The organism is Gordonia sp. NPDC127522, from assembly GCF_042672305.1.
Classification (GTDB): Bacteria; Actinomycetota; Actinomycetes; order Mycobacteriales; family Mycobacteriaceae; genus Gordonia; species Gordonia hongkongensis.
The window spans coordinates 1-19,312 of sequence record NZ_JBHXVK010000014.1; the positions used below are offsets into that span (position 1 = coordinate 1).

Below are 19,312 nucleotides of genomic sequence, written 5' to 3' on the forward strand. Positions count from 1 at the left end.
CGTCGCCTTGGTAGGCCATTACCCCACCAACAAGCTGATAGGCCGCGGGCCCATCCCACACCGCAAAAGCTTTCCACCAACCACCATGCGACAGTTGGTCATATCCGGTATTAGACCCAGTTTCCCAGGCTTATCCCAGAGTGCAGGGCAGATCACCCACGTGTTACTCACCCGTTCGCCACTCGAGTACCCAGCAAGCTGGGCCTTTCCGTTCGACTTGCATGTGTTAAGCACGCCGCCAGCGTTCGTCCTGAGCCAGGATCAAACTCTCCATGAAAAAATGCAGAAACCAAACCAGCCCGAAAGCCGACGTTTCAACACAAAATCTTCAACCAGGAAAGCAAAACCTGACCAAAATAATCCTCAAAAAAACTGGCATCAAAAAATAAACTCATCAGCATCACGCGACATCAAGGTCGCGGACACATCATCCAAGCAAACCATCTGACACCAAAATATGGCATCAAACAATCCACCAACACACTATCGAGTTCTCAAAGAACACACACCCACCAGACGCCTTCGATGTGAAGCCGGCTCCGATGAGCTCTCCCAGAGCGCAAAACTACTCGCGATCTTGTTCTCGGGAGTGGCCCGCACAGGCGGCCTGAGCGTGTGGCTCGGGCACTCTTACTTCCCCGGGGCTTGCGGCTCCGGGGGAGTTGCTCTCTGCGGTGCGTCGATTAAGTTACACAGGCGCGAACAACGCGTCAAATCGCCAGTTCAGAGGCCTACTCTGGCGCCGGCGAAGCTCTTCTTGCCGCGACGCACCACCAACCACCGCCCGTGGAGCAGATCGGCGTCGGCCGGCTGCCACTCCGGGTCGGTGATCTTGGTGTTGTTCACGTACGCGCCGCCCTCGGACACTGCACGGCGAGCAGCCTTGTTGGACTCCGACAGCTTCGTGTCGACCAGCAACTCGATGATCGTCGGACGGGTCTCGCCGTACTCGGCGATCGAGGTCTCCCCAACTGCAGCCGCGAGGGTCGCCTCGTCGAGTTCATCGAGCTCGGCCCGACCGAACAGTGCCTGGCTGGCCAGTTGGACCGCATCGGTGTTGGCCTGACCGTGGATGAGGGTCGTCATCTCGGCGGCGAGTGTGCGCTGTGCGCGCCGCAGGTGCGGGGTCTCGGCGGTGGCACGTTCGAGTTCGTCGATCTCCTCGCGCCCCAGGAAGGTGAACCAGCGCAGGTAACGGATGACATCGGCGTCCGCCGTGTTCACGAAGTACTGGTACCAGGAGTAGGGGCTCGTCAGTTCCGGGTCGAGCCACAGACTGCCCCCACCCGTGGACTTGCCGAACTTCTTGCCATCCGACGAGGTCACGAGCGGAACCGTCATCCCGTGCAGTGCCGAGCCGTCGAGTCGACGGGCCAGATCCACGCCGCCGACGATGTTGCCCCACTGGTCGGAACCACCGATCTGCAGCACACATCCGTACCGGCGGTTCAGTTCGACGAAGTCGTTCGATTGCAGGAGCAGGTAGCTGAACTCCGCGTAGCTCATGCCGTCGGCCTCGAGGCGTCGCTTCACCGTGTCGCGCGCGAGCATCACGTTCACCGAGAAGTGCTTACCCAGGTCGCGGAGGAACTCGACCGCTGACAGCTTGCCGGTCCAGTCCAGGTTGTTCACCACCACGGCGCCCGTAGGGGTGTCGTCGATGTCGACGAACCGCCGAAGCTGCGCATCGATACGTGCGGCCCACTCGGCGACGGTGTCCGCCGAGTTCATCGTCCGCTCCCCCACCTCGCGGGGATCACCGATCAGACCGGTGGCACCACCTGCGAGGACGATCGGACGATGACCCGCCAACTGGAAACGCTTGAGGGTCAGCAACGGGACGAGGTGGCCGGCGTGCAGACTCGCCGCCGTCGGGTCGAAGCCCGCGTACAACGTGACCGGTCCGTTCGCGAGCGCCTCCCCCAGTGCACCGAGATCGGTGGACTGGGCGATCAGCCCGCGCCATTGCAGTTCGTCGAGGATGTCGACGGTGGCGGGGACGGCAGTCGGCCGGGAGGACGCGGCCGGTCGGGGGGGTTCGACGTTGTCAGCACTCACCCCTCGATCTTGTCATCCGACGAGATCGAGGTGCGGTCGAGGTGACTCCCGTTGGCGGGCTACTCCGGCTGAGAACCGACGATGCGCTCGTGCTCGGCGTCGTCGACCGTGCGCGCCTCGTCGACGAGCATCACCGGGATGCCGTCGGAGTCGATGCGGTAGGCGACATGCAGCCTCGGGTTGTACAGCTCGTCGCCGGCGTCGATCAGCGGACCGTGGTCCTGCGGGCAGGCCAGGCGTTCGCGCACGATCGGGTCGATGGCCTCAGCGCGTGTCGTCACCCGCATCAGCCTAGGGCATTGCGCGTCGAGGACCCGGTCCAGTCCAGCTTCTCCGCCACGGTCCTCGTGTACCTGCGGTAGCGCCCTTCGTCGTCGCGGTACCAGACGCGCGCACCCGGTTTCGGAAGTCCGTCTTCGACCAGACCGGTGCTGAGCGGGCGGAACGACGCCGACTGCGGGATCTGGTCCACGACGTGGACGAGATGGGGGCGCTCTTCGGCCCGGTACTCCCCCAGCGCGATCCGCAGTTGTGTCACCGTGAGCGAGTCCGCCGTGACCCCGGGCCGGAGGGTCATCGCCGCGACGACGACCTGGTGGCCGGGTTCGCCGACCCCGTAGACGACGACCTGGTCGACGCTCTTCAGTCGGGACAGGGCGTGGGCGATCGGGGGGATGAACACCGGGCCGTCCGCGGTCCGGAGCACGCGGTCGGTCGCCCCGAGGAAATACAGGTCGCCGTCGGCGTCGCGCACGAACAGATGACCCGACACCTCCCACCGATCACGCGTCGTGAAGACGTCGCGGAGCACCGTCCCGTTGGTGTCGAACTTGTGCTTGGCCTTGGCCAGGAGCAGACCGGGCTCCCCCGTCTCCGCCCGGCGGACGAAGCCCGAGTCGTCGATGAGCAGCCGGTCGCCGACGATGTCGTAGGCCGCGACCTCGACGGGGTTCGTCTCCGGCAGTGGCCGTCCGACGGAGGACAGCTTGTCCCCGGAGACGTTCGCGAGGATCGCCGAGCCGTCGGCCGTCGCGAAGAACTCGAGAATGCGTGCGCGTGGGAAACTCGAGCACACGTCCTCCCAGAGTCCCGCCGACATGCCCGAGCCCATGAACAGCCGGATCGGGTTGTGCTGGTTGATGTGGAAGTCGGGGTCGCGCACGATCCCGCTGAGCATCGACCAGGTGTAGGACACGACCGTGATGCCGTAGCGCTGCACTTCGACGGCGAAGTTCGTGGGATCGATGCCGTTCGACAGCGCGATCCTCGACCGCCCGACCACCGTCGCCCCCAGGGTCGTGAGCAGCCCCGACGCATGGTGCAGGGGCGGCAGGCAGTACACGGTGTCGCGGTCGGTGAGCGCCGCCGCGGAAGCCGCGCCGAAGGCCGACATCGCGAACCGGTGGTTGGTCACCGGCCACGGGACGAGCTTGCCGTACGCGCGGCTGAACAGGATGAACGCGAGGTCGCCCGCGAGGCCGGGGTCGGGCCGGTACCAGGTCGGCATCGCGACTTCGTCGGGATCGATGCGTTCCATGTCGACGATCGACATGCCGTCCGCACCGTCGATCGCGCGGGAATCACCGCTGCCGCCGCCGAGTACCAGGACGCGGTCCGAGGCGGCGGTGGCGAGATCGAGATTGGTGGGATCGGTGACGATGACCGAGCTGTCGGCGAGCCGCATCATCTCGCGGACGTCGGCGTCCGCGGCGAGCAGCACCGCCACCGCGCCCAGACGCGAGAGCGCCGCGATGACGACCAGGGCGCTCGGCCGGGTGTCCATCAGGACGCCGATGTGCTGGCCGGGGCGGATGCAGCAGTCGACCAGCCCGGCGACCACGTTGTCGATACGCGTGTTCACCTGGGCGTGGGTGAGCACACGGTTCTCGAAGAGGAACAGTTCCTTGTCGCCGCCGCGCTTGGTGTTCTCGGCCATCAGCTTCGACAGGGAAATGCGCGTCCCGCTCTGGATCTGTCCCAGCCGGAACAATCGGGGGACGGTCCGCACCGACTCCGAGGCGACGGCTCGCGACGTGCGTTGCAGGGAGTTGGCCAGGCCGAGCAATTCGCGCGAGGCGGCGGTGCCGGCGTCGGCCACCGACCCCACCCCGTGCGTGAGTCGCGACGACAGGCTGACCCCGCCGCCGTGACCCGGCTCGACGAGCGACATCTCGGAGACGAGTTCGGGCCGCGGACCGTTGTCGGAGAGCCAGTTCACCCAATCGGAGGTCGTCGGCCAGGTGTGTTCACCGGCCGCGCTGCCGACCACGAGTCCGAAATGTCCGGCCGGCAAGGTGGATTCGTACACCTCCGCGTCGGGCGCGGCGCGGACGATGCCCCGTACCGCCGCCGGTTGCCCGATGTCGTCGGCATCGCCCACGAACGCGAGCACCGGGCAGGTGATCTCGGCGAGGGACACCAGATCGCCGTTGATCACGAAGCCGCCGGAGACCATGCGGTTGTGCGCCACGAACTGCCGGAGCAGCTCGGCGATCGCCGGGCCGGACCATGCGACCCAGCCGTCGGCCTCCAGGAAGCGGCGCTGGTCCTCCCGTGGGAGCAAAGCCTCGCGGTCGTGCAGACGGCGCAGGAAGTCGATGCGGCTGCGCACCGTCTTCACCGGATCCAGGAGCTGGAAGCCGGTGCGCGCCATCCAATCCCGCACCCAGAGGTTGCGTGAGAACGCCTTGTCGGCCAGGAACTCGGCCGCCGGGGCCACCAGTCCCGCGGGCAGCCCCAGGGGCAGTGCGGCGAGGACGTCGACCGGACTGCCGAACGTGATCAGACTCGCGATCCCCTTGGACCGGCGGTACGCCGCGGTCTGGTAGGCGAACATCCCGCCCTGCGAATACCCGGCGAGGTGGATGTCACGGCCGGTCGCCTCGACGATCAGGTCGATCGCGTGGCTGATCGCGACCACGTGGTCGGCGAGATTGCGTTCCATCCCGCCTTCTTCGGAGTCGGGTGACCCGAAGTCGACGACCCACGGCGTGATGCCGTTGCGGTGCAGAATCGACACCGCCCCGTTGTGCTCGGTGACGTCATAGACGTTGGCCGACACCATCATCGGCGGCACCAGGACGATGTTCGGGCCGGTCGACGGATCGTTCGGGAAATACCGACGCAGCCGGAACATCTTGTGTGTCTCGACGACCGCGAAAGGCGCCGGTTCGGTACCGGTCTCCAGTCCACCGAACCGCAGCACCTCGAGGCCGTTCTGCGCGGTGGCCAGCACCCTGCCGACCGCCCCCACGAGATCGGGGCCCCCGTCCCACACCGCCATCGTGTCGATCCTCCCGTCGTCGGTGTACCGGCCTCACCAGCGCGTTGAATGACGCGGCGTCGGTGACACAGGTCACTGTACCCAGTCGTGCGGGATCAGCGGCGCCCGCCGTGCCCAGCGGTCCAGCGTGTTCGGAGATCGGCCGTCTGGGCCGTGACGACGTCGATCTGCCGCCGGACCTGTCCGGGTGCGGTGCCGCCGTGCGCGTTGCGCGATTCGACCGAACCGTGGACGGTCAGGACGTCACGCACAGCCGGCGTCAGCGCGGGATGGACACCGGCCAGCGTCGCGTCGTCGAGTTCGTCCAGGCCGACGCCCCGGGACTCGGCCTCGCGGACACACGCACCCGCGGCCTCGTGCGCCACCCGGAACGGCACGCCCTGTCGGACCATCCATTCGGCGATGTCGGTGGCCAGGGTGAAACCGGCCGGCGCGAGTTCGGCCATGCGCTCGGTGTGGAACTCGAGCGTGGCGACCAGGCCGGTCACCGCGGGCAGCAACAGCTCCAGTTGGGCCACCGCGTCGAAGACCGGTTCCTTGTCCTCCTGCAGGTCCCGGTTGTACGCCAGCGGCTGCGCCTTCAGAGTGGCGAGTAGTCCGGTGAGGTCGCCGATGAGACGACCTGCCTTGCCGCGCATGAGTTCGGCGACGTCCGGGTTCTTCTTCTGCGGCATGATCGAGCTGCCGGTGGACCACGCGTCGGCCAGCGTCACGTAACCGAATTCCGGTGTGCTCCAGATGATCACCTCTTCGGACAACCGGGAGAGGTCGACTGCGATCATCGCGAAGACGAACGCGGCCTCCGCGGCGAAATCGCGCGATGAGGTGGCGTCGATCGAGTTCTCCGCGGGTGCGTCGAAGCCCAGGTCGGCGGCGATCGCTGCCGGATCGAGGCCCAGGGAGGAGCCGGCCAGGGCGCCGGAACCGTAGGGCGACACCGCGGTTCGACGATCCGCGTCGGCTAGCCGGTCGATGTCGCGCAGGAGTGGTTGCGCGTGCGCCAGCAGATGGTGCCCCAGCAGGACCGGCTGTGCGGCCTGCAGGTGCGTCTTGCCCGGCATGATCGCGTCGGGATGGGCCGCCGCCTGTGCGGTGAGCGCGTCGACGACGTCGAGCAGGCCCAACGCGACCCGCCGCATGGCGGCGCGCAGCCACATCCGGAACAGGGTCGCGACCTGGTCGTTGCGTGAGCGCCCCGCGCGTAACCGGCCCCCGAGTTCGGGACCGACGCGCTCGATCAGGCCGCGCTCGAGCGCGCCGTGGACGTCCTCGTCGGACTCGGCCGGCCCGAAGCTGCCGTCGGCGACATCGGCGGCGAGGCGATCGAGCCCGTCGAGCATGCCGGTGAGGTCCTCGGCGGTGAGCAGCCCGGCCTTGTTCAGCACCCGTGCATGCGCTTTGGACGCTTCGATGTCGAACGGGGCCAGGGCCCAGTCGAAGTGGGTCGACTTGCTCAGCGCGGCCATCGCCTCCGCCGGACCACCGGCGAAGCGACCGCCCCAGAGCGAACCCTGGTTGGTCGTCCCGCCGGTCTCCGGGCCGCTGCCGCCGCCGGTGCCCGCACTCACAGATTCAGGTCCCGCTTCGCGGCGATCTTCGACGACAGGCCGTGCAGCTCGACGAAGCCGCGGGCCGCGGACTGATCGAAGGTGTCGCCCTCGTCGTAGGTCGCGAGGTTGAAGTCGTAGAGCGACTCCGAGCTGCGGCGGCCGGTCGCGGCGATCGTGCCGCCGTGCAGGGTCAGCCGGATCTCGCCGGTCACGTGCTCCTGCGTGGAGGCGACGAACGCGTCCAGCGACCGCTTCAGCGGCGAGAACCAGAGACCGTCGTACACCAGCTCGGCCCACTTCTGGTCGGTGCCGCGCTTGTAGCGGCCGAGCTCGCGCTCGATGGTCACGTGCTCGAGTTCTTCGTGTGCGCGGATGAGAACCATGGCGCCGGGCGCCTCGTAGACCTCGCGGCTCTTGATGCCCACCAGGCGGTCCTCCACCACGTCGAGGCGTCCGACGCCCTGGGCGCCGGCCCGACGGTTGAGTTCCTGGATCGCCTCGAGGACGCTCACCGGGCGGCCGTCGATGCTGACCGGGCGGCCCTTGTCGAAGCCGATGATGACCTCGTCGGGCGAGTTCCAGTTGACGGTGGGGTCTTCGGTGTAGTCGTAGACGTCCTTCGTCGGCGCGTTCCACAGGTCCTCGAGGAAGCCGGTCTCGACCGCGCGTCCCCACACGTTCTGGTCGATCGAGAACGGCGACTTCTTGGTCACGTTGATCGGGATGTCGTTCTCCCCGGCGAAGGCGATCGCCTTCTCGCGGGTCCAGGCGTAGTCGCGGACCGGCGCGAGCACCTGCAGATCGGGCGCCAGGGTGGCGAAACCGACTTCGAAGCGGACCTGGTCGTTGCCCTTGCCGGTGCATCCGTGGGCGACGACGGTGCCGCCGTGATCACGGGCGGCGGTGACCAGGTGCTTGGCGATCAGCGGGCGCGACAGCGCCGAGACGAGCGGATAACGATCCATGTAGAGCGCATTCGAGGTGATCGCGCCGAGGCAGTACTCGTCGGCGAACTCGTCGCGGGCATCGACCACGACGGCCTCGACCGCGCCGCAGTCGAGTGCGCGCTGGCGGATGACCTCCATGTCCTCGCCGCCCTGACCGAGGTCGAGTGCCACGGCGACGACCTCTTTGCCGGTCTCCTTCTGGATCCAGCTGATCGCGACCGAGGTGTCCAGGCCGCCCGAGTATGCGAGTACGACACGTTCTGCCATGAGGTGAAGCTCCTGTTCTGCGCGATGACCGAGTCCATCATCGGCCCCGGTGTTCCGACGACACCGCCCGGGTATCCGGTTGGCGGCATCTCGGCTGTTCGTTTGGTGTGGTCTGCCGGTTCCGCGGAGGCGGAACCGAGAATGTCGATGCGGCGAGGGTTACACGAGGCCCTCGATCCGGCGGGCGAGTTCCGCTCCGTCGAGCGGCTCGCGCGCGACGACGAAGATCGTGTCGTCCCCGGCGATCGTCCCCACGACGTCGGGCAGGCGCGCCCGGTCGAGCGCAGCCGCCAAGTAGTGCGCGGCGCCCGGGGGCGTTCGCAACACCGCGAGGTTGCCACTGCTGTCGGTCGAGACCAGGAGGTCCGACACGAGCCGGCCGAGCCGGTCGGTGCCGCCGGACACCCCGCGGACGGGCGAACCGTCTTCGGGCACCACGTAGACCCCGGCGCCGCCGTCCGCGGCCCGAAGCTTCACGGCCCCGAGCTCGTCGAGGTCGCGTGACAGGGTGGCCTGGGTGGCGTCGACGCCCTCCTCGGCGAGCAACCGCTGCAGCTCCGACTGGCTGCGTACCTGATGCGTGGACAGGATCTCGATGATGCGCGCATGACGCCCCGCCCGGGTGGAGGCGAGGCGGCTCTCCGAGGGTTCGGCTCCGGCGGTCATCGTGGGTGTCCGCTCACTGGTGGTCCAACAGCCAGATCAGCAGGGCCTTCTGCGCGTGCAGGCGGTTCTCCGCCTCGTCGAACACGACGCTGCGGGGTCCGTCGATCACCGAGGCGGTGATCTCGTCGCCACGATGCGCGGGTAGGCAGTGCAGGACGATCGCATCGTCGGCGGCATGGGCGAGCAGTTCGTCGTTGATCTGGTACGGCCGGAACGGCGCCGTGCGGTCCTTGCCGTCATCCTCCTGCCCCATGGACACCCAGGTGTCGGTCACCAGGACGTCGGCACCCGTCGCGGCGGCAACGGGGTCGGTCTCGAGCGTCACCGAGCCGCCGGTCTGCGCGGCACGCTTCTCGGCGTCGGCGATCACCGCCGGGTCGGGCTGGAAACCGTCCGGCGAGCTGAGGACGACGTGCATGCCGGCCGTGACGCCGCCGAGCGCCAGCGAGTGCGCCATGTTGTTCGCACCGTCACCGAGGTACGTCATCGTCCGACCCGCCGGCGGACCCTTGTGCTCGGCGATCGTCTGCAGGTCGGCGAGCACCTGGCAAGGGTGGAACTCGTCGGACAGCGCGTTGACGACCGGCACCGTGGCGGTCGAGGACAGCGCTTCGAGCCGGTCCTGCCCGAACGTCCGCCACACGATGGCGTCGACGAAGCGGGACAGGACGAGGCCGGTGTCCTCCAGGGTCTCCTCGCGGCCGAGCTGTGTCGTCCGGCCGTCGACGACGACCGCATGACCGCCGAGCTGGGCGATGCCGACCTCGAACGAGAACCGGGTGCGGGTGGAGTTCTTGTCGAAGATCACCCCGACCCCGCGGGGGCCCTCCAGCGGCCGGAAGTCGAACGGCTTCGCCTTGACCTCGGCCGCGAGTGCGAGCACCTCGGCCTGCTCGGCCGGGGTCAGGTCGTCGTCGCGCAGGAAATGTCTGGTCATTGCTTGTCCCCCTCGTTCGATGTGGCGGCGGTGTCGAGCAGTGTCGGTAGCGCGCGCACGAAATCCTGTCCCTGCTCCTCGGTGAGGATCAGCGGCGGGGCCAGGCGCAGGACGTCGGGCGCGGGTGCGTTGATCAGGAACCCCGCGTCCCGGGCGGCGGCCTCGACGCGCTGCGAGAGCGGCTGCGTCAGCACGACACCGAGCAGCAGGCCGGATCCACGCACATGCGAGACCAGCGGATGCTGCAGGTCCTCGATGCCGGTCGCGATCGACTTCCCCACCGCGGCAACGGAATCGAGGAGACCGTCGGCTTCGATGACCCTCAGGACGGCCAGCGCGGCGGCCGCACTGACCGGATTGCCACCGAAGGTGGTGCCGTGCTGGCCCGGCCCGAACAGGTCGGCCGCCGGGCCGGTGGCGATGCACGCGCCGATGGGGAGGCCACCGCCCAATCCCTTCGCAAGCGTCATCACATCGGGGACCACGCCCACCTGCTGATGGGCGAAGAACGTACCGGTGCGAGCGACGCCGGTCTGCACCTCGTCGAGGATCAGCAGCGCGCCGCGCTCCTCGGTGATCCGGCGAGCGGCCGCCAGGTAGTCGGCCGGGGGCACGACGACGCCGGCCTCGCCGAGGATCGGTTCGAGGATCACCGCGGCGGTCTGGTCTGTGACCATGGCGTCGAGCGCGTCGACGTCACCGTAGGGAACGAACCGGACGCCCGGCGGCATCGGTTCGAACGGAGTGCGTTTGGCGGGCTGACCGGTCATCGCGAGCGCACCCATGGTGCGTCCGTGGAAGGCCTGCTCCGCCGCGACGATCTCGGGCCGGCCGGTCCGTCGGGCCAGTTTGAATGCGGCCTCGTTCGCCTCGGTGCCGGAGTTGCAGAAGAACACGCGACCCGGATGACCGAACCGGCCGAGCAATGCCTCGGCGAGTTCGACGACGGGCGGGGCGATGTACAGGTTCGACACGTGCCCGAGCGTCTGGAGCTGGTGGGTGACCGCGTCGACGATCGCCGGGTGGGCGTGGCCGAGGGCGTTCACCGCGATCCCGCCGAGCAGGTCGAGGTAGCGCTTGCCATCGGCGTCGGTGACATACGCTCCCGAGCCCTCCACCAGGGCGATCGGGGGTGTGCCGTAGTTGTTCATCAGCGACTGTGCCCAGCGCTGCTGCAGTGGCGCGGTCATGCGTCCTCCTCAGGCACGACGACGGTGGTGCCGGTCGAGCTCTCGGTCAACAGTTCGGCCAGTACGGAATGGGCGACACGCCCGTCGATCACGTGTGCGCGGTCGACGCCGCCGGTGACGGCGCGGAGGCAGGCCTCCATCTTGGGGACCATGCCGGAGTCCAGCGACGGCAACAGCTCGGTGAGTGTGTCGGTGTCGATCTGGGACACCAGGGATCCGCGGTCGGGCCAGTCCGTGTACAGGCCTTCGACATCGGTCAGCATCACCAGCCGGGACGCCCCCAACGCCTCGGCGAGAGCACCGGCCGCGGTGTCGGCGTTGATGTTGTGCACCACCCCGTCGCGGTCCGGCGCGATCGTCGAGACGACCGGGATGCGGCCGGCGGCAACCAGATCCAGCACCGCCGAGGTGTTGACCGACGCGATGTCGCCGACGAGGCCGATGTCGGTGGGAACACCCTCGACGAGCACCGTGCGCCGCGTCGCGGTGAACAGGTGGGCATCCTCACCGGTGATGCCGACGGCATACGGTCCGTGCGAGTTGATCAGCCCCACGAGCTCCCGCCCGACCTGACCGAAGAGAACCATGCGGGCGACGTCCATGACCTCGGGGGTCGTCACCCGGAATCCGCCCTTGAACTCACCCGAGAGTCCCAGTCGCTTGAGCATCGCCGAGATCTGCGGGCCACCTCCGTGAACCACCACGGGATGCATGCCGCAGGCGCGCAGGAAGACCATGTCCGCCGCGAACGCCTTCTTCAGCTCGTCGTCGATCATGGCGTTGCCGCCGTACTTGACGACGACGGTCGCACCGGCGAGTCGCTGCAGCGCGGGCAGGGCCTCGGCGAGGACCTTCGCCTTGGCCAGGCCGGCCGCGGGGTCGATCGGGTGGACGCCCGATGTCGTCTCGGTCATGACGAATACGCCGAGTTCTCTTCGACGTACGCATGGGAGAGGTCGGTGGTGCGGACACCGGCCGCCGACTCTCCCAGCTTCAGGTCGACGACGACGGCGATGTCGGGGCCTGACAGGTCCACATCCCGCGCGCCCTCGACCCCGAAACCGTTCTGACACACCGGGTTGCCGTTGAACGACACCGCAATCCGGTCGGGATCGACGGTGACCGGCGACGCGCCGACCGCGGCGAGTACCCGCCCCCAGTTCGGATCCGACCCGAACAGGGCGGTCTTCACCAGCGAATCTCGCGCGACGGCACGGGCGACGGTCAGCGCGTCGTCCTCGGTGTGCGCCCCGGTGACCGTGATGACGACCCGCTTCGTGACGCCCTCGGCGTCGGCCATCATCTGGGCGGCGAGATCGTCGCAGACGGCGAACACCGCGTCGTCGAGATCGGTCTGCTCGACCGGGATCTGGCTGGCGCCCGAACTCAGCAGCAGAACCGTGTCGTTCGTCGAACACGAGCCGTCGATGTCGAGCCGGTCGAAGGTGCGTGCCGTCGCCCTGCGCAAGGCGGTGTCGAGCTGCTCGGCGGTGGCCACCGCGTCGGTCGTGAGCACGACCAGCATCGTCGCCAGTGACGGCGCCAGCATGCCGGCGCCCTTGCCCATGCCGCCGACGTTCCACCCCTGCGGGTGGTGCAGCGCAGCCTGTTTGGGGACGGTGTCGGTGGTCATGATCGCGTGGGCCGCGTCGGTGCCGCCGGACAGGCCGCCGCCCATGTCCTGGACGATCTCGGTGACCCCGGCGAGGACCTTGTCCATCGGCAGCCGGTCGCCGATCAGTCCGGTGGAGCACACCGCGACCTCCACGGCGCCCGTGCTGGTCCCCCAGTTGCTGAGCGCGTCGGCCACCGCCTCCGCGGTCTTGTGGGTGTCCTGGAAGCCGCCCGGTCCGGTACAGGCGTTCGCGCCGCCCGAGTTGAGGATCACGGTGCGCAGCCGGCCGGTGGTGAGGACCTGCTGCGACCACATCACCGGTGCCGCCTTCACCTGGTTGCGGGTGAAGACGCCGGCGGCGGAATGGTCGGGGCCCTCGTTGAAGACGAGTGCGAGGTCGAGCGCACCGGATGCCTTGATGCCCGCCGCGATTCCGGCGGCCCGGAACCCCAGGGGCGCGGTGACGCCCTGGTTCCGCACGAGCCGCGGGTGATCGCCAGGGGCGCCGCCCTCGATCCGGTCCTGCTCTGTTTCCGCGCTGCCCTGCGATCCGGTCACGGTGCCACTCCCACGGTGCTCAGTCCCTCGTTCTCGGTCCAGCCCAGCGCCAGGTTCATCGATTGGACCGCGGCGCCGCCGGTCCCCTTGGTCAGGTTGTCGACTGCGCCGACGACCACGAGGGTCTGTGCGCGTTCGTCGACGGTCACGCCGAGCTGGACGGCGTTGGAGCCGATCACCGAACCGGTGGCAGGCAGCCGCCCCTCCGGCAGCACGTGCACGAATTCCTCGTCCGCATAGGCCTTCTCGTAGACCGCGCGGGCCTCCTCTGCGGTGGCCCCGGTGCGCGCGGTGCACGTCGCGAGGATGCCGCGGGCCATCGGGGCGAGGATGGGCGTGAAGGAGACGGTCACCGGCTGTTCCGCGGCGGCCGAGAGCGCCTGGGAGATCTCCGGCGTGTGCCGGTGGACCCCGCCCACGCCGTAGGCCCGCGCGGACCCGATGACCTCGGACGCCAGCAGGTCGACCTTGGGCGACCGTCCGGCACCCGATGCCCCGCTCACCGCGACGACGGTCACGTGCGGATCGGCGATGCCCGCGGCGATGGCCGGGAGCAACGACAGGATCGACACCGTCGGATAGCAACCGGGCACCGCGATCCGGCTCGCGTCCCGGAGCGTTTCCCGGTTGCCGGGCAACTCGGGCAGACCATACGGCCAGGTCCCGGCGTGGTCTCCGCCGTAGTACGACGTCCATTCACCGGCGTCGCGCAACCGGAAGTCGGCCCCGCAGTCGATGATCAGCGTCGTCGGCGGCAGGGCATCGGCGATCACCGCGGATGCGCCATGCGGCAGGCCCAGGAAGACGACGTCGTGTCCGGCGAGGGTCTCCGGTGTCGTGTCCTCCAGGACCCGGTCGGCCAGCGGGAGCAGATGGGGATGGTGCGCACCCAGGAGCGTCCCGGCATTGCCACCCGCGGTGAGCGCGCCGATCTCGAGTTCGCCGGATCGCAGACGGGGGTGTCCGCACAGCAACCGGAGTATCTCGCCACCCGCGTAGCCGCTCGCGCCGGCCACCGCCACCCTCACCTTGCTTGTCGAAGCCATGTGATCATTATGCAGCAGGCTGCAAATCAATTCACGGCGGGGTGACACGCCGATGGGGTCAGCGGAGACGGGCCCCCACTCGCGCGGCGGCTGCGTCGACGGCGGCCAGCTTGGCCACGTTGGCCTCGTCCTCGGTGAGGGTACGGTCCGGGGCGCGGAACCGCAGCGAGAACGTCAACGATTTGTTGCCCGCTCCGACCTGTTCACCGGTGAAGACGTCGAACAGTGCGATGTCCTCGAGCAGGTCGCCGGCCCCCTCACGAAGCGCCTTCTGGACGTCCGCTGCCGGGACCTCCCCTCCGACGACGACGTTGACGTCCTGCAGGACCGCGGGGAACACCGACACCGACGGCGCCGGGAGTCGCGCGTCCAAGGGCAGTGCGTCGATGTCGATCTCCACAGCGCAGGTCCGCTTCGGCAGATGGGCCCGCTCGAGCACTGCGGGGTGGAGTTCGCCGGCGTAACCGACCGTGCGGCCGTCGACCGTCAGCCGCGCGCAGCGGCCGGGATGCCATGGGCGCTGATCGTCGGCGGTGAGCTCGACGGTCACCCCCGCCGCGCGACCGATCGTGCGCGCCGCCTCGAAGGCATCGAGGTGGTCGGCGGCGCGTCCCGGCCCCCAGGGGCCCGCGGGATCGCGCAGTCCGGTGAGGACGACGCCGACGTGCAGCGGCTGATGGGGCAGCGAGGCGTCGAGCGCCGCGATCTCCTCGTCGGTCGGGCGGCGCGTGACGTCGAGCGCGTCCACCGCGGCGACGTGATCGCCGGCGATGACGACCTGACCGATGGTGAACAGCGACAGATCCCGCTGACCGCGTGCGATGTTGCGGGCCGCCATCTCGAGGAGACCCGGAAGCAACGTCGTGTTGAGCTCGGGGCGATCGGATTCGAGTGGGTTGAGGACCTTCACGGTGCGCCGGCGCTCATCGTCGGCGGGCAGGTCCCAGAGGTCGAACACGCCGGCCGGCATGAACGGATACGGCAGGACCTCGACGTAGCCGTCGAGCGCGAGGGTGCGTCCCACGCTGCGCCTGCGTCGCTGAACCGGGGTGAGTCCGGTGCCGCCGGGCGCGCGCGGAACCACGGCGGGGATGTCCTCCAAGCCCTCCAGACGCAGGACCTCCTCGACCAGGTCGGCGCGTTGCCGCAGATCGGGTCGCCACGAGGGCGGGAACACGTCCAGCTCGTCGGTCCCGGTCACCACGCAACCGACCTCGGTCAGCCGCGTCAGGGTGGTTCCCGGCGGATAGCTGACGCCCGCGACCCGGTCCGGTTCGTCGGCAGCGATGGCGATGGTCGACCGGATCGGGGTCTGGACATGGGTCTCGGACAGCGGTGAGGCGATGCGTCCGCCGGCGATCTCGACGATCAGCCGGGCGGCGCGGTCGGAGGCCACCGCGGTGATCTCGGGGTCCACGATCCGCTCGAACCGCTTACTGGCCTCGGAGGTCAGCTTGTGGCGCTTCGCGGTGCGGAAGACCCGAACCGGATCGAAGGTCGCCGACTCCAGCAGCACCGTCTTCGTCTCGGGACCCACCTCGGTGCTCGCGCCGCCCATGACACCAGCCAGGGCGATCGGTCCGGCCTCGTCGGCGATCAGCACATCCTCGGGGTCGAGGACGCGAACGGTGTCATCGAGGGTGGTGAGCTTCTCCCCCGGCTGGGCCGACCGGACCGTGACGGCTCCGGTGACACGGTCGGCGTCGAAGGCGTGCAGCGGCTGACCGAGTTCGATCATGACGTAGTTGGTGATGTCGACGATCGCGGAGATGGGGCGGATACCGGCGACCATGAGCCGCTTCTGCATCCACCACGGGGAGATCGCGGTCGGGTCCACACCGGTGATGACCCGAGCGGTGTAGCGCGTCGCGCCGGAGTTCTCGTCGATGGCGACCGGCCACGCCGGGGCCGACCCGTCGTCCGCCAGGTCCGCGGCCCGGAGTCCGGGATCGACGAACGGGACCCCGAAGCTGCCCGCGAGCTCGCGGCCCAGGCCGCGCACCGAGAACGCGTAGCCGCGGTCGGGGGTGACGTTGACGTCGATCGCCGCGTCGGCGAGTCCCAGGACCTCGCGGGCGTCCGCGCCCGGTTCGGCGGTCCCGGGCGCGAGCACGAGGATGCCGCTGTGATCGGTGCCGATACCCAGCTCGGAGACCGAGCAGATCATGCCGTCGGACACCCGGCCGTAGGTCTTGCGCGAGGCGATCTCGAAGGGACCGGGGAGCACGACCCCCGGCAGCGCGGCGACGATCAGGTCACCCTCGGCGAAGTTTCGTGCACCACAGACGATTCCGCGGGGCTCGTCCTCACCGACGGCGACCGTGCAGAACCGGATCGGCTTCTTGAACTCGGTGAGCTCCTCGATCGTCTCTACGCGACCGATCACCAGCGGTCCGGTGATCTCCGGGAACGCCTCGATGTCCTCGATCTCGAACCCGACACGGACGAAACCCGCGTCGATCTCATCGGTGGTCGCCGACCACTGCGGGTCGCCGGCGCGGAGGACCTCGGTGTACCAGGACTGTGGTGCACGCACTGTGTATCAACTACTTTCGTCGCGTCGTGAGGAGTCGTCGGGGCGGGATCTGCGCGGTGCCGGTCAGGCGGCCGGACCGAACGGGAGGGTGAACCGGATGTCCCCCTCGACCATGTCCCGCATGTCGGAGATGTCGTTGCGGAACTGCAGGGTGCGTTCCAGGCCCATCCCGAACGCGAATCCGGAGTACACATCCGGGTCGATACCGCTGGCGCGCAACACATTCGGGTTGACCATGCCGCAGCCGCCCCACTCGACCCAGCCGGGTCCCCCCTTCTTGGCGGGGAACCACACGTCGACCTCGGCGGAGGGTTCGGTGAACGGGAAGTAGCTCGCCCGCATGCGGGTCGTCGTCTCCGGGCCGAAGAGTGCCCGCGCGAAGGTCTCCAGGGTGCCCCGCAGGTTGGCGAGGGTGAGTCCCTTGTCGACGGCGAGTCCCTCGATTTGATGGAAGACCGGGGTGTGGGTGGCGTCGAGCTCGTCGGTCCGGAACGTCCGGCCCGGGCACGCCACGTAGATGGGCAGGTCGCGGCTCAGCATCGAGCGCACCTGCACCGGCGAGGTGTGCGTCCGCAGGACCTGCCGCGATCCCTCGGGCGCGATGTAGAAGGTGTCCTGCATCGACCGGGCGGGGTGGTCGGGCAGGAAGTTGAGCGCGTCGAAATTGTAGTGCTCGGTTTCGACCTCCGGGCCCTCCGCGATCTCCCAGCCCATACCGACGAACACGTCGGCCACCTGCTCGGCGATGACGGTGATGGGATGTCGCGCGCCCACCGGACGCCGGCCGCTCGGCAGGGTCACGTCGATCGATTCGGCGACGAGGACCGCCGCGTCCCGTTCGGCGTCGAGGACGGCGGTGCGCGCCTCCAGGGCCGCCGACACCCGGCCGCGCACCTGGTTGACCAGCTTGCCGGCTTCGGAACGCTTCTCTTTGGGGAGGGAACCCAGCGCGCGCCGGGCGAGTGCGATCGGCGAGCGGTCACCGAGGTGCGCCGACTTGGCCGCGGCGAGCTGATCGAGGTCGGCCGCCGCCTCGAAGTCCTCGATGGCCGACGTCGCGGCCGCCTCGAGGTCGTCGGGTCCCGGGAATGCCGTTGCGTCGGCGGAAGTGGCCACGGTGGGCGTGCTCCTCGTGCGTCGATCGATGGATGGTCGGCATCGTCGTCGCGCTGTGCACGCCGACCCAACGGGCCGGCGGACACCTCCGGCGCCGACGATGACTCCCGTCGAGGGTAGTCGACTACCGCGGGGCGCTGACCTGCAGGGAGGCGTCGTCACCGGGAAGCCCTGGCGCTGCCGTCGGACGACCGGCGGGAACCGCGAGGCAACGCGAGCAGGTGGCACAGGCGAGGCCCATGATCAGCCACCACACACCGCCGCCGGTCAGACCCCCGCGCGCGAGCATCAGGACCGCCACGCCGAGCCCGGCCAGCGCAGTCAGCAGGGCCGCGTTCCGCACCGGTCCGCTGCGCCGGGCGACCGGTTCGTCCCACCACGGCAGGGACCGGTTCTCGAGTGGGGACAGGATCGCGACGACCGGGACCATGCCCGCGAGGAGCAACACGGTCTGCGCCCCGACGATCATCGGGAAGGACGAAGCGCCGACGTCGGCGCGGTCGATGCCGGCCGCGGCGCACAGACCGATGATCGCCGCGAGCACCGGCAGATGCCAGAGATACAGCGTCATCGCGCCCCGGTTGCCCAGCACCACCCACCACCAGACGCGCGGACGGTCGGCGACGACCGCGAGGAACCGGCGCACCGCGATCGCGCCCGCGCACAACACGATCGCGTGGCCGGCGAGCAGCAGGCTCGGCGGACTCATGTTGGACAGGTGCTGGCCCGGAACCGTCACGAGGGAGACCTCGTAGGGTCCCCACGTGACGAGGACGAGGTCGGCTGCCAGCGCACCGGCGGCCGCGAGGAGGGCGTGCCCGGGCCGCAGGATCTTCTTGGCGTACGCGACCCCGAGGACCGCGGGGATCGTCCACACGGCGAGGAAGTTCAGGTAGCCGAGCGCTGCGGGGCCGTCCGTCAGTCGGACGGCGTCGACGAGCGCGGTGCTCCCCCAACACACCGCGAGGGCGGCCAGCACACCACCGACGGACCGGAGTCGCTGCAGGAACGGGACCACCGCCAGCACGAGCAGGTAGGCGCCGAGGAACCACAGCAACTGCACCCCGAGACGCGCGACCACGTCGGCCGCCGCCGTGGCACCGGTGCCGGACAGGACGGCGTACACGGCCGCGACGGCACCGAGGTACCAGAACACCGGGCGCATCAACCGTTGCGTTCGGGCGACGAGCCACTGCCCGGCGGTCGGTGTGTCACCGTCGCCGCGCGAGGTCCAGCCGCGGGTCGCCGCGGCTGCACCTGCGAAGAAGAACAGCGGCAGCACCTGCAGCAGCCAGGTCGCCGGCTGCAGTGCGGGCACGTCGCCGAGCGTGTTGCCGAGATGAACCGAGTCGTCGGTCACGTCGACGGTGAGCATGATCGAGTGGCCGGCGACCACGACCGCCAGCGACATGATGCGGATCAGGTCGATGACGCGGTCGCGGTCCCCGGTGAGGGTGGCGAGTTCACGGGGCGTGGGCAGACCGGTCGACGCCGGCCGTCCCGAGTCGATGCTGGGCATGGCGTCGAGTCTCGGCCGCGGCGA

The 19,312-nt window shown here is 69.2% G+C and carries 14 protein-coding genes and 1 rRNA gene; all 15 read right to left on the reverse strand.

What is annotated here, in order from left to right; translation table 11 throughout:
* Nucleotides 1–277, reverse strand: a 16S ribosomal RNA gene (locus ACFVHY_RS18510); the annotation flags it as partial.
* Between the two features lie 446 nt (nucleotides 278–723).
* Complete coding sequence (gene tyrS, locus ACFVHY_RS18515) at nucleotides 724–2,058, reverse strand: tyrosine--tRNA ligase (RefSeq protein WP_390274470.1); 1,335 nt, start codon at nucleotides 2,056–2,058, stop codon at nucleotides 724–726.
* 59 nt (nucleotides 2,059–2,117) lie between these two features.
* Nucleotides 2,118–2,339, reverse strand: a complete 222-nt coding sequence (locus ACFVHY_RS18520; RefSeq protein WP_390274473.1) for a Trm112 family protein — start codon at nucleotides 2,337–2,339, stop codon at nucleotides 2,118–2,120.
* 5 nt (nucleotides 2,340–2,344) lie between these two features.
* The gene (locus ACFVHY_RS18525) at nucleotides 2,345–5,341 is read right to left on the reverse strand and encodes an AMP-binding protein (RefSeq protein WP_390274476.1); all 2,997 of its coding nucleotides are present in this window, start codon (nucleotides 5,339–5,341) and stop codon (nucleotides 2,345–2,347) included.
* A gap of 95 nt (nucleotides 5,342–5,436) precedes the next feature.
* Entirely contained in the window at nucleotides 5,437–6,909 is a 1,473-nt protein-coding gene (gene argH / locus ACFVHY_RS18530) for an argininosuccinate lyase (protein WP_390274478.1), read from the reverse strand.
* Entirely contained in the window at nucleotides 6,906–8,105 is a 1,200-nt protein-coding gene (locus tag ACFVHY_RS18535; protein ID WP_058253842.1) for an argininosuccinate synthase, read from the reverse strand. Before ACFVHY_RS18535 ends, argH begins: the two co-directional genes overlap by 4 nt.
* Before the next feature lie 159 nt (nucleotides 8,106–8,264).
* On the reverse strand, nucleotides 8,265–8,771 hold the full coding sequence (locus ACFVHY_RS18540; RefSeq protein WP_390274481.1) for an arginine repressor: 507 nt from the start codon (nucleotides 8,769–8,771) through the stop codon (nucleotides 8,265–8,267).
* Nucleotides 8,772–8,784: 13 nt separating this feature from the next.
* Complete coding sequence (argF, locus tag ACFVHY_RS18545) at nucleotides 8,785–9,708, reverse strand: ornithine carbamoyltransferase (protein WP_390274484.1); 924 nt, start codon at nucleotides 9,706–9,708, stop codon at nucleotides 8,785–8,787.
* Nucleotides 9,705–10,898, reverse strand: a complete 1,194-nt coding sequence (locus ACFVHY_RS18550; protein ID WP_390274486.1) for an acetylornithine transaminase — start codon at nucleotides 10,896–10,898, stop codon at nucleotides 9,705–9,707. Before ACFVHY_RS18550 ends, argF begins: the two co-directional genes overlap by 4 nt.
* Complete coding sequence (gene argB / locus ACFVHY_RS18555) at nucleotides 10,895–11,812, reverse strand: acetylglutamate kinase (RefSeq protein WP_390274488.1); 918 nt, start codon at nucleotides 11,810–11,812, stop codon at nucleotides 10,895–10,897. The genes ACFVHY_RS18550 and argB overlap by 4 nt, the downstream gene beginning before the upstream one ends.
* Entirely contained in the window at nucleotides 11,809–13,071 is a 1,263-nt protein-coding gene (gene argJ, locus ACFVHY_RS18560; RefSeq protein ID WP_390274490.1) for a bifunctional glutamate N-acetyltransferase/amino-acid acetyltransferase ArgJ, read from the reverse strand. The genes argB and argJ overlap by 4 nt, the downstream gene beginning before the upstream one ends.
* Nucleotides 13,068–14,117: an N-acetyl-gamma-glutamyl-phosphate reductase gene (gene argC, locus ACFVHY_RS18565; RefSeq protein ID WP_390274492.1), complete on the reverse strand. Its 1,050-nt coding sequence runs from the start codon at nucleotides 14,115–14,117 to the stop codon at nucleotides 13,068–13,070. The genes argJ and argC overlap by 4 nt, the downstream gene beginning before the upstream one ends.
* 58 nt (nucleotides 14,118–14,175) lie before the next feature.
* Nucleotides 14,176–16,653, reverse strand: coding sequence for a phenylalanine--tRNA ligase subunit beta (gene pheT / locus ACFVHY_RS18570; protein ID WP_390274494.1), 2,478 nt, complete (start codon nucleotides 16,651–16,653; stop codon nucleotides 14,176–14,178).
* Between the two features lie 63 nt (nucleotides 16,654–16,716).
* Entirely contained in the window at nucleotides 16,717–17,769 is a 1,053-nt protein-coding gene (gene pheS, locus ACFVHY_RS18575; RefSeq protein WP_390274497.1) for a phenylalanine--tRNA ligase subunit alpha, read from the reverse strand.
* A 124-nt stretch (nucleotides 17,770–17,893) separates the two neighbouring features.
* Nucleotides 17,894–19,288, reverse strand: coding sequence for an acyltransferase family protein (locus ACFVHY_RS18580; RefSeq protein WP_390274500.1), 1,395 nt, complete (start codon nucleotides 19,286–19,288; stop codon nucleotides 17,894–17,896).
* Nucleotides 19,289–19,312 lie beyond the last annotated feature (24 nt).

Coding starts and splice junctions, on each gene's coding strand:
- ACFVHY_RS18550 (WP_390274486.1), bottom strand. CDS start 10,898: ATGACCGCGCCACTGCAGCAGCGCTGGGCACAGTCGCTGATGAACAAC.
- ACFVHY_RS18535 (WP_058253842.1), bottom strand. CDS start 8,105: ATGGCAGAACGTGTCGTACTCGCATACTCGGGCGGCCTGGACACCTCG.
- ACFVHY_RS18540 (WP_390274481.1), bottom strand. CDS start 8,771: ATGACCGCCGGAGCCGAACCCTCGGAGAGCCGCCTCGCCTCCACCCGG.
- ACFVHY_RS18525 (WP_390274476.1), bottom strand. CDS start 5,341: ATGGCGGTGTGGGACGGGGGCCCCGATCTCGTGGGGGCGGTCGGCAGG.
- ACFVHY_RS18580 (WP_390274500.1), bottom strand. CDS start 19,288: ATGCCCAGCATCGACTCGGGACGGCCGGCGTCGACCGGTCTGCCCACG.
- argB (WP_390274488.1), bottom strand. CDS start 11,812: ATGACCGAGACGACATCGGGCGTCCACCCGATCGACCCCGCGGCCGGC.
- argC (WP_390274492.1), bottom strand. CDS start 14,117: ATGGCTTCGACAAGCAAGGTGAGGGTGGCGGTGGCCGGCGCGAGCGGC.
- argF (WP_390274484.1), bottom strand. CDS start 9,708: ATGACCAGACATTTCCTGCGCGACGACGACCTGACCCCGGCCGAGCAG.